Origin of the sequence: Rhodococcus sp. 5A-K4 (assembly GCF_046097995.1) — a bacterium.
Taxonomy (GTDB): Bacteria; Actinomycetota; Actinomycetes; order Mycobacteriales; family Mycobacteriaceae; genus Rhodococcus_F; species Rhodococcus_F erythropolis.
The window spans coordinates 111,837-125,437 of sequence record NZ_JBJURM010000017.1; the positions used below are offsets into that span (position 1 = coordinate 111,837).

The 13,601-nt window shown below is 62.2% G+C and carries 15 protein-coding genes; 4 read left to right on the top strand and 11 right to left on the bottom strand.

Annotated elements, in window-relative coordinates; genetic code table 11:
* Positions 1-55: 55 nt before the first annotated feature.
* The 4 genes from ACKAMS_RS21610 to dxr form a co-directional block, all read right to left on the bottom strand.
* Complete coding sequence (locus ACKAMS_RS21610) at positions 56-892, bottom strand: GNAT family N-acetyltransferase (protein WP_003942692.1); 837 nt, start codon at positions 890-892, stop codon at positions 56-58.
* A 111-nt stretch (positions 893-1,003) separates the two neighbouring features.
* Entirely contained in the window at positions 1,004-2,161 is a 1,158-nt protein-coding gene (gene ispG, locus ACKAMS_RS21615) for a flavodoxin-dependent (E)-4-hydroxy-3-methylbut-2-enyl-diphosphate synthase (RefSeq protein WP_007734888.1), read from the bottom strand.
* Positions 2,162-2,248: 87 nt separating this feature from the next.
* Entirely contained in the window at positions 2,249-3,469 is a 1,221-nt protein-coding gene (locus tag ACKAMS_RS21620; protein WP_019747995.1) for an RIP metalloprotease, read from the bottom strand.
* Positions 3,470-3,476: 7 nt separating this feature from the next.
* Positions 3,477-4,634, bottom strand: a complete 1,158-nt coding sequence (gene dxr / locus ACKAMS_RS21625; protein WP_408989500.1) for a 1-deoxy-D-xylulose-5-phosphate reductoisomerase — start codon at positions 4,632-4,634, stop codon at positions 3,477-3,479.
* Between the two features lie 120 nt (positions 4,635-4,754).
* Here dxr and ACKAMS_RS21630 point away from each other — a divergent pair, with 120 nt between their 5' ends.
* Positions 4,755-5,024: a DUF2631 domain-containing protein gene (locus tag ACKAMS_RS21630; protein ID WP_019747993.1), complete on the top strand. Its 270-nt coding sequence runs from the start codon at positions 4,755-4,757 to the stop codon at positions 5,022-5,024.
* Positions 5,025-5,104: 80 nt separating this feature from the next.
* Here ACKAMS_RS21630 and rlmN read toward each other — a convergent pair whose 3' ends face one another.
* Positions 5,105-6,214 (bottom strand): 23S rRNA (adenine(2503)-C(2))-methyltransferase RlmN, encoded by a 1,110-nt coding sequence (rlmN, locus tag ACKAMS_RS21635; RefSeq protein ID WP_019747992.1) that lies wholly within the window; start codon positions 6,212-6,214, stop codon positions 5,105-5,107.
* Positions 6,215-6,316: 102 nt separating this feature from the next.
* Here rlmN and ACKAMS_RS21640 point away from each other — a divergent pair, with 102 nt between their 5' ends.
* Together ACKAMS_RS21640 and ACKAMS_RS21645 are read left to right on the top strand one after the other, a co-directional pair.
* A complete protein-coding gene (locus ACKAMS_RS21640) occupies positions 6,317-6,727 on the top strand; it encodes a lipopolysaccharide assembly protein LapA domain-containing protein (protein WP_408989501.1) in 411 nt (136 codons plus the stop codon).
* 95 nt (positions 6,728-6,822) lie between these two features.
* Positions 6,823-7,665, top strand: coding sequence for a CoA ester lyase (locus ACKAMS_RS21645; protein WP_030244636.1), 843 nt, complete (start codon positions 6,823-6,825; stop codon positions 7,663-7,665).
* 79 nt (positions 7,666-7,744) lie between these two features.
* Here ACKAMS_RS21645 and ACKAMS_RS21650 read toward each other — a convergent pair whose 3' ends face one another.
* The 6 genes from ACKAMS_RS21650 to rpsB form a co-directional block, all read right to left on the bottom strand.
* Entirely contained in the window at positions 7,745-8,473 is a 729-nt protein-coding gene (locus tag ACKAMS_RS21650) for a class I SAM-dependent methyltransferase (RefSeq protein ID WP_408989502.1), read from the bottom strand.
* Between the two features lie 6 nt (positions 8,474-8,479).
* Positions 8,480-9,376: a phosphatidate cytidylyltransferase gene (locus ACKAMS_RS21655; protein ID WP_003942673.1), complete on the bottom strand. Its 897-nt coding sequence runs from the start codon at positions 9,374-9,376 to the stop codon at positions 8,480-8,482.
* Between the two features lie 48 nt (positions 9,377-9,424).
* Positions 9,425-9,982 carry a ribosome recycling factor gene (gene frr, locus ACKAMS_RS21660; protein WP_003942777.1) on the bottom strand — a complete coding sequence of 186 codons (558 nt, stop codon included), beginning with the start codon at positions 9,980-9,982 and terminating at the stop codon, positions 9,425-9,427.
* Positions 9,983-10,025: 43 nt separating this feature from the next.
* Positions 10,026-10,754 (bottom strand): UMP kinase, encoded by a 729-nt coding sequence (pyrH, locus tag ACKAMS_RS21665; RefSeq protein WP_019747988.1) that lies wholly within the window; start codon positions 10,752-10,754, stop codon positions 10,026-10,028.
* Positions 10,755-10,954: 200 nt separating this feature from the next.
* Positions 10,955-11,782: a translation elongation factor Ts gene (tsf, locus tag ACKAMS_RS21670; protein WP_019747987.1), complete on the bottom strand. Its 828-nt coding sequence runs from the start codon at positions 11,780-11,782 to the stop codon at positions 10,955-10,957.
* 152 nt (positions 11,783-11,934) lie between these two features.
* A complete protein-coding gene (gene rpsB / locus ACKAMS_RS21675) occupies positions 11,935-12,792 on the bottom strand; it encodes a 30S ribosomal protein S2 (RefSeq protein ID WP_003942709.1) in 858 nt (285 codons plus the stop codon).
* A 313-nt stretch (positions 12,793-13,105) separates the two neighbouring features.
* On the opposite strand from rpsB, the gene ACKAMS_RS21680 reads away from it, so the two are divergent.
* The gene (locus ACKAMS_RS21680) at positions 13,106-13,600 is read left to right on the top strand and encodes a M23 family metallopeptidase (RefSeq protein ID WP_408989503.1); all 495 of its coding nucleotides are present in this window, start codon (positions 13,106-13,108) and stop codon (positions 13,598-13,600) included.
* Position 13,601: the final 1 nt, after the last annotated feature.

The window sequence follows — 13,601 nt, forward strand, 5'->3', positions numbered from 1 at the left end:
GGGCGACAAATGCTCCACCCAGCGTAGGCGCGACCATTGCACGCAGCTTGGACGCTCAGTCGAGCAGCACCGTCGAGAAGGTCGCGACCTGCCGGAACCCCACCCGCGAATAGGTCGACCGCGCAATCGTATTGAAGCTGTTGACGTACAGGCTCGCAATGCGACCGGTCGCCATGATCGACTCCGCTACAGCCGCTGTACCGGTCACGCCGAAGCCCTGCCCACGAAATTCCGGGTTGACCCACACGCCCTGAATCTGGCCACAGCGAGCAGACATCGAACCGACCTCCGCCTTGAAAACGACCTGGCCGTCCTCGATATGCGCCCACGCTCGACCAGCGGCGATCAGGCTTGCCACACGATGTCGATATCCGCGCCCACCGTCGTTTGCACGCGGATCGACGCCAACCTCTTCGATGAACATCGCAATCGCGGCAGGCAGATAGATCTCGAGTTCGTCCGAGCGAACCTGCCGGACCAGTGGATCCGACGGGCATGCCAGCGGCTCGGATACCGCGAGCAACGGCTGTTCGGGGCGAACCTCCCGCGCAGTTCCCCAATCGAGCTCGAGCATCTCCCACAGCGGCAACGCCAATTCGGCGCGGCCGACCACCGACGAGCACATGCGCGGAATCCGACAGGCGCGGTCAGCGAATGCCCGAATGTCATCCGGATCGCCTCGAAGTGGAACCAGATTTGCCCCGGCAAAGCACAGCGAGGACAACGGCCCGCCTCGACTCCACAGCTCGCCGTGAATCATTCGTGGGTCGACACCGCATTCTTCGACGCGCGCGGCAATCATGCAGGCGGCCACCGGATCGGCGTCGAGTACCCGTCGGACGTCTTCGAGATCTCGACTTCCGACCTGCTTGGCTCCGAGGAGTTTGAGCATCCGTCAACCCCCTCGACTCGACTGCGCGTCCACGAATATCACTACCCGATCATGATGCACTCAGATTGCCACGAACCTGACACCGACGGGGAAGATTCATCCGGCAATCACTCAACTCACGGTGACGACCGGCGCACCCTCCGAAGCGTCACCCTCCATGCTTTCGGCAATTTTCATCGCTTCTTCGATCAAAGTCTCGACGATCTGCGCCTCGGGCACCGTCTTGATGACCTTGCCCTTGACGAAGATCTGGCCCTTGCCGTTGCCGGACGCCACACCGAGGTCAGCCTCACGTGCTTCACCCGGTCCGTTCACGACGCAACCCATGACTGCCACGCGCAGCGGGATCTCCATGCCTTCGAGGCCGGCAGAGACCTCGTCGGCAAGGGTGTAGACATCGACCTGTGCACGGCCACACGAGGGGCAAGAGACGATCTCGAGCTTGCGGGGACGCAGGTTCAGAGACTGCAGAATCTGGTTACCGACCTTGATTTCCTCGGCCGGCGGAGCCGAGAGCGAAACCCGGATGGTGTCGCCGATACCCTCCGCGAGCAGCGCACCGAAGGCGACCGCGGACTTGATCGTGCCCTGAAACGCCGGCCCTGCCTCCGTGACGCCGAGGTGCAACGGGTAATCGCACTTCGCGGCGAGTTGGCGGTAAGCCTCGACCATGATCACCGGATCGTTGTGCTTGACGGAGATCTTGATGTCACCGAAGCCGTGCTCTTCGAACAACCCGGCCTCCCACAGCGCGGACTCGACCAACGCTTCGGGCGTCGCCTTGCCGTACTTCTCCATCAACCGAGGATCGAGCGATCCCGCGTTGACACCGATACGAATCGGAATGCCTGCATCACCGGCAGCCTTGGCTACCTCTTTGACACGGCCGTCGAATTCCTTGATGTTGCCCGGATTGACGCGCACCGCAGCGCATCCCGCATCGATTGCCGCGAAGATGTAGCGCGGCTGGAAGTGGATGTCGGCGATAACCGGAATCTGGCTCTTCTTCGCAATGATCGACAACGCGTCCGCGTCTTCCTGACGCGGGCAGGCGACACGGACGATGTCGCAACCGGACGCGGTCAGTTCCGCGATCTGCTGGAGCGTTGCATTGACATCGTGCGTCTTCGTGGTGCACATGGACTGCACCGAGATGGGGAAATCGCTGCCCACACCTACCGTGCCGACCTGCAGCTGCCGTGTCTTGCGTCGAGGAGCAAGAATCGCTGCGGGTGCCGAGGGCATTCCCAGTCCGATAGGGATGGTCACGTCTGTGCCTTCTTTCATAGCTTCACTGCAAGTTTAGCCGGGCGATCGCCGCACTACCGCGCGGCAACCGTCGCCATGCTCACACGGTCAGAAGATCTTGATCGGATTGACGATGTCAGCCGTGAGTGTCAGCAACATGAACGCGCCACCGATCACGATGAATACGTAAGTAATCGGAAGGAGTCTCGTGTAGTCGACGGGACCGCCCGGAATCAAGCCGCGGCGAGCGCGGAACCAATCGCGGATCTTCTCGTAGAAGACCACCGCGATGTGACCGCCGTCTAGCGGCAACAGCGGCAGGATGTTGAAAACACCGAGGAAGAAGTTGATCGACGCGAGCAGTCCGACGAACGTCGCCCACTGTGCACGGTCCGCCGCTTCACCGCCGATAACGCTGGCACCAACCACGCTGATAGGTGTGTCCTGGGCGCGTTCGCCGCCTGTCACCGATTCCCACAACGCACCGACCTTTGCCGGCAGATCAGCCATGGCCTTGACCGATTCGACCAGAGTGAAGCCGGTGAAACTCAGGGTGCCCGGAACTGCGCTGAAAGCGTTGAACTGGAGCAGGGGTGGAGACACGGTACCCAGGCTCATTCCGACCGCGCCCACTGTCGCCGAACGCAAATCACCTGTTGCCGGATCCGTCACCCACCGCTGTGCCTGTTCTACGACGACTGGAATCGTTAGATCCTGCCCGTCGCGTTCGACGCTGAGCACTGCAGTACCGGTGACCGGCTGCAATTTGGCCACCACATCGGCCGACGTCGACACCGGTTGCCCATCAACGGCTGTGATGACATCCGACGGCTCCAACCCAGCCCGTTGCGCCGGACCGTCACCGGAGCACGTCGCCAGAGTTCCGTCTTCGGTCTGCGTCGGTGCGACGCACGACAGACTTCCCACCTTTGCCAACGTATCGCCGCTGCGATCCGGCAGGCCCCAGCCGAGAGCCAGCCCGTAGAGCAGCGCAAAGCCGAGAATGAAGTTCATCGCGATACCGCCGGACATGACGACGACACGCTTCCACGCCGCCTTCTTGTACATCGCGTGCGGCTCTTCTTCGGGTGTCATCTCGTCGAGAGCCGTCATACCGGCGATGTCGCAGAATCCACCGAGCGGCAGCGCCTTGAGGCCGTACTCGGTCTCACCTCGACGGAACGAGAAGATCTTCGGTCCGAAGCCGATGTAGTAGCGGCGAACCTTCATTCCCAAAGCCTTGGCCGTCCACATGTGGCCGGCTTCGTGCAGGGCGATGGACACGCCGATGCCGAGGGCAAACAGCACTACGCCCAGTGCAAAAACCATGAAAGCTCTAGCCCTCCTGCTTCACGAGCTGACGCGCTCGTGTGCGTGCCCAGCCGTCTGCGGCCAGAACGTCGTCCACGGTAACCGGTTCCGCGGACCATTGACCTGCATCGTCGAGAACAGCGGCCACCGTGCGGACGATCGCCGGGAAGGAAATGACACCGTCGAGGAATGCCTGAGCCGCCACTTCGTTGGCCGCGTTGTAGATCGCGGTGAAGCAACCGCCGGATTTGCCCGCGCTTCGCGCCAGATCGACGGCGGGGAACACCGACGAATCGAGCGGCTCGAATTCCCAGGTGGAGGCGGTGGTGAAGTCGCATGCCGACGCAGCACCTTCGATGCGGTCCGGCCAGCCGAGAGCGAGAGCGATCGGGAGCTTCATGTCCGGCGGGCTTGCCTGTGCCAGCGTCGACCCGTCGAAGAAGGTCACCATGGAATGCACGATCGACTGCGGGTGCACGGTGACGTCGATGCGGTCGTAGTCGATCCCGAACAGCAGGTTCGTCTCGATCAGCTCGAGGCCCTTGTTGACCAGAGTTGCCGAATTGAGGGTGTTCATGGGCCCCATCGACCAGGTGGGGTGCGCTTTTGCCTGAGCTGGATTCACACTTTCGAGATCCTCGGCGCTCCAGCCACGGAACGGTCCACCCGAAGCGGTGAGAACCAACCGAGCCACTTCGTCGCCTGTTCCACCACGTAGACACTGGGCAAGCGCCGAATGCTCCGAGTCGACCGGCACGATCTGACCGGGTGTGGCGGCTTTGGTCACCAGCGCTCCGCCGGCGACAAGCGATTCCTTGTTCGCCAGCGCCAGGCGCGCTCCCGAGTTCAGCGCCGCCAGAGTCGGTTCGAGTCCCAACGAACCGACGAGTGCATTGAGGACAACATCGGCACCGCTGTCCCGAACCAGTTCCGTCACGGCGCTCGGTCCCGAACGGGCGGTTACCGATTCCAGCGCCGATGCCGCTGCAGGATCGGCGACGGCGACGTCCGTGACGCCGGTTGCACGAATCTGCTCGCCCAACAACTCGACGTTGTTGCCGCCCGCTGCGAGACCGACTACTTCGAAACGATCGGGGTTGGCTGCAATGACCTCCAGCGCTTGGGTACCGATCGAACCGGTACTGCCGAGGAGGAGGACGCGGGTACGTGTGGTTTCCTGCACTCGCCCATTGTTCCTGATAACACCTGAGAACAACCTTATCGACGCCCAACTACGTACGACAGGCAGTCGTATGTCACCATATTGGGCAGTAGTGCAACCGAATGAGCAGGAGGATCGACCGTGGCCGATACCCAGTTGGACGTCAAGTCCAGCGCCCCCGTCGTGGTCTCGCACGTCGATGAGGCCGAGGTTCCCTCTGCCGCATGGGGGTGGAGTGGTGAAGGACTCAAGTTTTTCCGTTTCCTCGGATGGTTCTTCGCAATATTCCTGCTTCTGATGATGATCGGAAACCATCACGGCAAGGTCGAGGATCTGTGGCTCATCGGCACTGCCGGATTGATGATCTTCGTTCTGGTCCGCGACATCGTCATCCGTCGCCGCCCGCGCTAGAGACCTGACAAAGAGAAGGCCTCCACGAACGAAAGTTCGTGGAGGCCTTCTCTTTATGTGTTTTTCAGGCCTGGAGGGTTTCAGTTCTCGGCTGCCAGCTGGCCACAGGCTGCGGCGATTTCCTGACCGCGCGTATCGCGCACGGTGCACGAGACGCCCTGGGCGATGACCCGACGCACGAACTCACGCTCGACGTCCTTGGGGCTCGCGTCCCACTCGCTACCCGGAGTCGGGTTGAGCGGAATCAGGTTGACGTGCACCAACCCGCCGAGTGCTTTCTTCAGCTTCTTGCCCAGCATATCGGCGCGCCACGGCTGATCGTTGACGTTCTTGATCATCGCGTACTCGATGGACACACGCCGACCGGTCTTGTCTGCGTAGTACCGGGCAGCCTGAAGTACCTCCGACACTGACCAGCGATTGTTGACCGGCACAAGTGTGTCGCGCAGTTCGTCGTCCGGTGTGTGTAGCGATACCGCCAGCGTGACGCTCAGGCCTTCGTCAGCGAGCTTGCGGATAGCGGGAGCGAGGCCGACGGTCGAGACCGTCACGGACCGCTGAGACAGGCCGAGCCCGTCGGGTGCGGGCGAAGTGATGCGTCGTACCGCTGCCACCACGCGCTTGTAGTTCGCCAAAGGCTCGCCCATACCCATGAACACGACGTTCGAGAGGCGTCCGGGTCCGCCGGCAACATCACCGTCGCGCATTGCGGCCGCTGCCTCGCGAACCTGATCGACGATCTCGGCGGTCGAAAGGTTGCGGTCGAGGCCGCCCTGACCCGTCGCACAGAACGGGCAGGCCATTCCGCAGCCTGCCTGACTCGAGATACAGAGCGTCGCCCGATCGGGATAGCGCATCAGGACGCTTTCGAGCAGCGTTCCGTCATGCGCCTTCCACAGGGTCTTGCGAGTGTCGCCCGAATCGCACGCGAGGTGCTTGATCGGGGTCAGCAAGGTCGGGAACAGCGACTCCCCCACCTTCTCGCGCACCGATGCGGGGAGATCGGTCATCTTCTCCGGATCGGCTTCGAGACGCGCGTAGTACTGACGCGCGAGCTGATCGGCCCGGAAAGCCGGAAGGCCGAGCTCTTTCACCGCTTCTTTGCGCTCGGCGGAATCGAGATCGGCGAGGTGCCGTGGAGGCATTCCGCGCTTGGGTGCAGTGAAAACGAGGGGAAGAGAGGCAGCCATAGTTACACCATTGTCCCATTGTTTTGGGGTGCTACCCCACTGCCACCCGATTGTGGCCGGATTACCCGTGCAACTTTGCGCAGGTTGCGTGATGATCATGTCATGTCAACCACACCAGAGGATCCGTCGAACTCCCCCGTGTACGGCCCTGCCGACGGTTTCGGTCCCGACCCGGAACTTCCGAAGGTGGGCGAGGACAAGGTAGTCGAAAAACACGATCCCGAACCGAACCCGACGCCTGAACCGGTGCCGACCGGAACCGCGGTAACCGACCGAACCAGGGCTGCGACGACGTGGGTTGGCCTGGTCATCGGCGCAATCGTGCTGATCATGCTGCTGGTGTTCATCCTGCAGAACCTCGAGAGCGTCTCCGTCAAGATCCTGGCCTGGCAAATCGACTTTCCGCTCGGAATCACGATCCTGCTCTCCGCGATCGCGGGCGCATTGATCATGGCGTTGGCAGGCGGGGTTCGCATCATTCAGATCCGGCGCGCAGCGAAGCGGCAGATGTGACTGAAATCTAGTTACGCAATTGGGTCTACCCGCGAGTAAGCAGGCATCATTGTTGTCGTGGAAATCACCCGAAAGGCCCCGATGTGACTACTCACATGGAGAGACCTGTGACCTCGCGTATTGCCCCGCAACAGGCAAGATCCTGGCTCCTCGTCCCCGCGTCCAAACCGGACACCTTCGACGCCGCACTCGCGAGTGCGGCCGACGCCGTCATTCTCGACCTCGAGGATGCCGTCACCGCACCCAACAAACCGGCGGCCCGCCGCGATGTCGCCGCATTCCTGAGCGAACACAATCACGCCTGGGTTCGGATCAACGACGCCACGACACCGTTCTGGGAAGAGGATCTGGCCGCACTCGCGGGCCTCCCCGGACTCGAGGGTGTCATGCTCGCAAAGACCGAAAGCGGTCAGCAGGCCGACGCCACGGCCGAGCGACTTCCCGAAGGCACCAAGATTCTTGCTCTCGTCGAATCCGCGGTAGGACTCGAGGCTGCGCCCGAGATCGCACGCACTGACGGCATCTTCCGTCTCGCATTCGGCAGCGGCGACTTCCGGCGCGACACTGGGATGGACGACTCCCCCACGTCGATGTCGTACCCGCGTTCGCGGCTCACCATCGCCAGCCGCGCGGCACGCATCGCTCCGCCGATCGACGGTCCCACGCTCGGCCCCGATCTGGATCTGCTCGCCCGAGACTGTGCGATCACCTTGTCACTCGGTATGGCCGGCAAACTCTGCATGACCACCGCGCAGACTGCCCCCGTCAACGCGGGACTGAGTCCCTCCGTGGCCGACGCGATCTGGGCTCAGAATGTCATCGACGATCTCGGCGAAGACGGCTCACGCGTGCGCGATGGCAGCGACCTGCCCAAGCTCGCCAAGGCGAAGAAGATTCACAAGCTCGCCACCCTGTTCCACATCCCCACCGATCACTGATTTTTTTACTACTGAATCGGTGCAGAAAACGTCAGGCGCTCAAGTCGGAGCGCCTGACGTTCGTCTTTTGAGTCCGCTTTCACGCAAGTTCGAGTGATCGTGGTTTGGACCGAACATGGATCCGGTATCTCACCGTGAAGCCCAATCCCGTTACTTGCGAGAACGCACGCTCGGCAGTCTTCTCGGTGAACTCGATTCCGAGTACCCGCCGCAAGTCGTCTCGATTCTCGAACTCCCACCGGGCGTCGACACGCGTGAGCGAGAACCCTTGAGCCTCGAAGAATCCTTCGACCGCCGCGGGATCGTATTTGGGCAGATCCGCCCTCATCCACTCTCCATACGGGCCGGCGCTCACATCGAGATCCACGATCAGCAGGGCTCCCCCGGGCCTCAGGATGCGCATGGCTTCACGAATTCCCGGGCCGCAGCCTTTGCCGAAAAAGTACGCCGTACGGGCATGAACGAGATCGACTGAAGCATCCACCAGACCCGTGGACTCTGCTGAAACCTGGACTACGTCGATCGACGCCGAATCGCGGGTTCGTTCCCGCGCGGCCTTCACCAGCGGTGCGTGCGGCTCCACTCCGACAACACGACGGGCAGTACGAGCGAACTCCGGTAGATGGAACCCCGCCCCACAGCCGACGTCGACGACGTCGCGTCCGGACCAGTCGACCTGGGCTCGCATCGCGGCCCAGATGGAACCGTCGACGTCCTGCGCGCGGTTCTCGATTTCGTACACGTCCGGCCAATGCCAGATGTTCGGGCTGGGGATCGGCTTGGAACGGCCGGAGAAGAAATCACGCACGCGAAATCAGACGAGTGCGTACAGAATCAGCCAGGTGACAAATGCCGACGGCAGGAGTGAATCCAGGCGATCCATGATTCCGCCGTGGCCGGGAAGCAGGGTTCCCATGTCCTTGATGCCGAGTTCACGCTTGATCTGCGATTCGATCAGGTCTCCGACCGTCGCGACGACCACCAGGACGACACCGAGCAGGACGCCGATCATCGAGTTCGCGTCGAGGATCAACGTCACCGAAAGCAGGCTGCCGATGACGCAGAAAATGAGGGAGCCGACAAATCCTTCCCAGGACTTCTTCGGGCTCACAGCCGGCACCATCGGGTGCTTCCCGAACAGCACTCCGGCCGCGTAGCCACCGATGTCGGAGCACACGACACCGATCATCAGGACGAAAACGCGACCCGGGCCGTCGTCTTCGAGCACCATCAACGCACCGAATGACGCCAACAGCGGGATCCACGCCAGAACGAACACCGTGATGGAGGTGTCTCTCAGGAAGTTCTTCGGGGTCGCCTTGAGCCCGTGGTCGAACAACCGCCACACCATGCACACCAGGACGGTCGCGGTGAATCCGCTGAGCACCCCGACCGGTCCCCACGGCCAGCCGAGCCAGATCGTGGCTTGCCCTCCGACGAGAAGGGGAATTCGCGGCACCTCGATGTCGGCTTCACGAAGCCGCGTGGTGACCTCCCACGTCGCGATGAACATCGCGATCGCGACGACAGCGATCCATCCCGGGGGCAGGAAGATCAAAGTGCCGATGACCAAGGCTCCGAGACCAGCTCCGACGCCGATGGCGGCAGGTAGGTTCCTGCCCGCCTTCGACTTCGGCGGTTGCGCGCCCTCAGCGCCGCCCGTAGGCCCGTCCGTGACGGGACCACCGGCGGTTCCCTCTTGTGCGTGCACCCAAACTCCCTGATCTACTCCCGACGACAAACACTGCAAATGAGGAGGCTATACCTCCATCAACTCTGCTTCCTTGTGCTTGACGAGTTCCTCGACCGTGTGCACGTACTTCGCCGTGGTCTTGTCGAGTTCTTTCTCTGCGCGACCGACCTCGTCCTCGCCGGCTTCACCGTCCTTCTGGATCCGGCCGAGTTCGTCCATCGCCTTGCGGCGGATGTTGCGCAGCGTGACCTTCGAGTCCTCGCCCTTGGACTTGGCCTGCTTCACCAGTTCACGACGACGCTCTTCAGTGAGCTGCGGAACCGAGATGCGGATGATGCTGCCGTCGTTGGACGGGTTCACACCGAGATCCGAGTTGCGGATCGCCGTCTCGATCGCGTTGAGCTGCGAAGCCTCGTAGGGCTTGACGATGACCATGCGGGCCTCGGGGACGTTGATGCTCGCGAGCTGCGTGATCGGCGTGATCGAACCGTAGTAGTCGATCACGATGCGCGAGAACATACCGGGGTTCGCGCGTCCGGTGCGAACCGAGCCGAGATCGTCCTTGGCTACCGTGACAGCCTTTTCCATCTTCTCTTCTGCCTCGAAGAGCGCTTCATCGATCACGGCTGTTCCTCCATGTTGTTCTGCATCATTTTTTGGGTGTCACTCACGACTTGATCAGGGTGCCGATCTTCTCACCGGACACCGCGCGAGCGATGTTTCCTTCGGTGAGGAGGTTGAACACCATCATCGGCATCGAGTTGTCCATGCACAGGCTGAACGCCGTCGCGTCCGCGACCTTGAGCTCACGTTCGATGACCTCGCGGTGCGTGATCTGTTCGTACATCGTCGCGTCCGGGTCGATACGCGGGTCGGCCGAGTAGACGCCGTCGACGGCCTTGGCCATCAGCACTACCTCGGCACCGATCTCCAGCGCGCGCTGCGCAGCAGTGGTGTCGGTGGAGAAGTAGGGCATACCCATCCCGGCACCGAAGATGACTACGCGCCCCTTCTCGAGGTGCCTACGTGCGCGAAGCGGAAGGTACGGCTCGGCGACCTGTCCCATGGTGATTGCCGTCTGCACTCGAGAATCGACGCCGGCCTTCTCCAGGAAATCCTGCAGTGCGAGGCAGTTCATGACGGTGCCGAGCATGCCCATGTAGTCGGAGCGCGCGCGATCGAGGCCACGCTGCTGCAGTTCCGCTCCGCGGAAGAAGTTTCCGCCGCCGATGACCACTGCAACCTGTACGCCCGATCGAACGACCTCTGCGATCTGCTCAGCCACCTTGGTGACCACGTCGGGATCGAGACCGACTTTGCCGCCTCCGAACATTTCGCCGCCGAGTTTGAGCAGGACCCGCTTGAATCCTGGACGTTCGTTGGCTGGTTCGGACATTGTTCTCCTCAGTTCGATACAAGACCTTGTAGGTCCTTCATTCTTCTTCTGCCGCCGAATCGGACACCGCGACATAGGAAAGCCCCCGGGACTCGTCCCGAAGCACTCTCATCCTGCCTCATCGGAGGCCCCAGGTACACGTAGACCCCGCCGGTAGAGCAAATGCTCTTCAGGCGGGGTCCATGTGTACGGGCTCCGAATTAAGCGGAGGCGCCGACCTCGAAACGCACGAAGCGCTTGATGGTCACGCCGGCCTCGTCGAGGATCGCCTTGACGGTCTTCTTGGAGTCCGTGACCGAAGACTGCTCGGTCAGAACGACGTCCTTGAAGAAACCGTTGACGCGGCCTTCGATGATCTTCGGCAGAGCCTGCTCGGGCTTGCCTTCTGCGCGGGCGGTCTCTTCAGCGATGTGACGCTCGGAAGCGACGATTTCAGCGGGAACCTCGTCACGCGTGACGTACTTTGCCTTGAGTGCTGCGACCTGCATTGCAGCGCCGCGAGCGGCCTCAGCAGCAGCATCGCCTTCGCCGGTGTACTCGATGAGAACGCCGACAGCGGGCGGCAAGTCGGAGCTGCGCTTGTGCAGGTACACGGCAACGGGGCCGTCGAAGGAAGCGACGCGGCTCAGTTCGAGCTTCTCGCCGATCTTCGCGGACTGCTCCGCAATGACGGTGTCGATGGTCTTGCCGTCGAGCTCGAGCGCCTTGAGAGCGTCGAGGTCCGCAGGCTTGCCAGCAGCAGCGACGGTCACGATCTCATCGGCCAGCTTGATGAACTCGTCGTTCTTGGCGACGAAGTCGGTCTCGCAGTTGATCTCGATCATGACGCCGTCCTTGGCGACGACGAGACCCTCAGCGGTGGTGCGCTCTGCGCGCTTTCCGACATCCTTCGCGCCCTTGATGCGCAGCTGCTCGACGGCCTTGTCGAAATCGCCGTCTGCATCTGCGAGTGCGTTCTTACATGCCATCATTCCGGAGCCGGTGAGCTCACGGAGCCGCTTGACGTCAGCGGCGGTGTAGTTCGCCATGATTAGCGAGCCTCCTCATGTGTCTGTTTCGGACCTAGGACTAACGGTGAAGCACGGCCTAGCGGTGAAGCACGGCCTGACGGTGGTGCTCGGGCCTAACGGTGAAACGGCCCTGACCAAAAGAACTCTTGGTCAGGGCCGGTTTCAACGAATCAGGCCTCGGTGGCCGGTGCCTCTGCGGCGGGGGCTGCCTCAGCCTCTGCAGCCGGAGCTGCCTCAGCCTCTGCAGCCGGAGCTGCCTGCGAGAGCAGTTCCTGCTCCCACTCGGCGAGGGGCTCGCCTGCGCCGGCTTCGGGCTTCGCGTCCTTGTCGGCGCTCAGTCCTGCACGTGCCTGCACACCTTCGGCAACCGCGGAAGCGACAACCTTGGTCAGCAGTGCTGCGGAACGGATGGCGTCGTCGTTGCCCGGGATCGGGTAGTCGACGAGGTCGGGGTCGCAGTTGGTGTCCAGGATCGCGATGACCGGGATGTTCAGCTTGCGAGCCTCGGCAACTGCCAGGTGCTCCTTGTTGGTGTCGACGATCCACACCGCGGAAGGAACCTTGGCCATGTCGCGGATACCACCGAGGGTGCGATCCAGCTTGGTCATCTCACGCGTGAGCATGAGGATTTCCTTCTTGGTGCGACCTTCGAATCCACCGGTCTGCTCCATTGCCTCGAGCTCCTTGAGGCGAAGCAGACGCTTGTGAACGGTGGTGAAGTTGGTGAGCATGCCGCCGAGCCAACGCTGGTTGACGTAGGGCATTCCGACGCGAGTCGCTTCGGAAGCGATGGACTCCTGCGCCTGCTTCTTGGTGCCGACGAAGAGGACGGTGCCGCCGTGGGCAACGGTCTCCTTGACGAACTCGTACGCCTTGTCGATGTACGTCAGCGTCTGCTGGAGGTCGATGATGTAGATGCCGTTGCGGTCGGTCAAGATGAATCGCTTCATCTTCGGGTTCCAGCGACGGGTCTGATGTCCGAAGTGGGTTCCACTATCGAGCATCTGCTTCATGGTTACGACAGCCATGGCTGTGTACCTCAAACTTTCAATCCGGTTGATGCAGGCGATCGGGTGATCCCTGCCCTGGCACCCGCACGGCCGTCGGACCTGTTTCGTGAGAACCAGGACCAGCCGAGGCCGGAAAACGTGCGCGGGCGCGCGAAGTCGGACTGTGCGAGCACAGACCGCTCGACAAGTGTACGTCCTCGTCCGCCGATGCCATAACCACCCCGGAAGCAACAGACCGAACCGGCGGTTGTGGATCGGCGGTCATCTTGTGGATTACCCGTCTGATCTGCATTGAAGCGCGCGTGGCTCCACGCAAGATCAAGGAATGACGATGTTGCTCGGAGCTCGACGAGGAGTGGTCGTTGCCGTGATCTCCTGCTGTGTGGCCGTAGGCACGGCGTCGGCAGACGCGCGTTTCGACTGGCCGCTCGCTCCCCGGCCGCACGTGGAACGCGCTTTCGACAAACCGGCCAAGAATTGGCTGCCGGGTCATCGCGGGGTCGATCTCGGCGGCAGTGCCGGCCAATCCGTCCTCGCGTCCGGCGACGGCATTGTGGTGTTCGCGGGAGTGGTCGCCGGAAAGCCGACGGTGTCGATAGATCATTCCGGCGGCCTACGCACGACCTACGAACCCGTCGTAGCAGTCGTTCGCGCAGGTGAACGCGTCGCCGCCAGGTCCGTGATCGGAACCCTCGAAACCGGGCACGAAGGGTGTGCTGTCGAAGCGTGTCTGCACTGGGGCTTGCGCCGTGGACGCGAGTATCTCGATCCACTCGGACTCGTTCGGACGCAACCGCTCAGGCTCAAGCCATTGAAAGGAGGCTGAT

Bases quoted from the DNA above. Each gene is read 5' to 3' on its own strand.
- ACKAMS_RS21610 (WP_003942692.1), bottom strand. From the start codon at position 892: ATGCTCAAACTCCTCGGAGCCAAGCAGGTCGGAAGTCGAGATCTCGAA.
- rpsB (WP_003942709.1), bottom strand. From the start codon at position 12,792: ATGGCTGTCGTAACCATGAAGCAGATGCTCGATAGTGGAACCCACTTC.
- ACKAMS_RS21640 (WP_408989501.1), top strand. From the start codon at position 6,317: ATGTCAACCACACCAGAGGATCCGTCGAACTCCCCCGTGTACGGCCCT.
- rlmN (WP_019747992.1), bottom strand. From the start codon at position 6,214: ATGGCTGCCTCTCTTCCCCTCGTTTTCACTGCACCCAAGCGCGGAATG.
- ACKAMS_RS21680 (WP_408989503.1), top strand. From the start codon at position 13,106: ATGTTGCTCGGAGCTCGACGAGGAGTGGTCGTTGCCGTGATCTCCTGC.
- tsf (WP_019747987.1), bottom strand. From the start codon at position 11,782: ATGGCGAACTACACCGCCGCTGACGTCAAGCGGCTCCGTGAGCTCACC.
- pyrH (WP_019747988.1), bottom strand. From the start codon at position 10,754: ATGTCCGAACCAGCCAACGAACGTCCAGGATTCAAGCGGGTCCTGCTC.
- ACKAMS_RS21620 (WP_019747995.1), bottom strand. From the start codon at position 3,469: ATGGTTTTTGCACTGGGCGTAGTGCTGTTTGCCCTCGGCATCGGCGTG.
- ACKAMS_RS21645 (WP_030244636.1), top strand. From the start codon at position 6,823: ATGGAGAGACCTGTGACCTCGCGTATTGCCCCGCAACAGGCAAGATCC.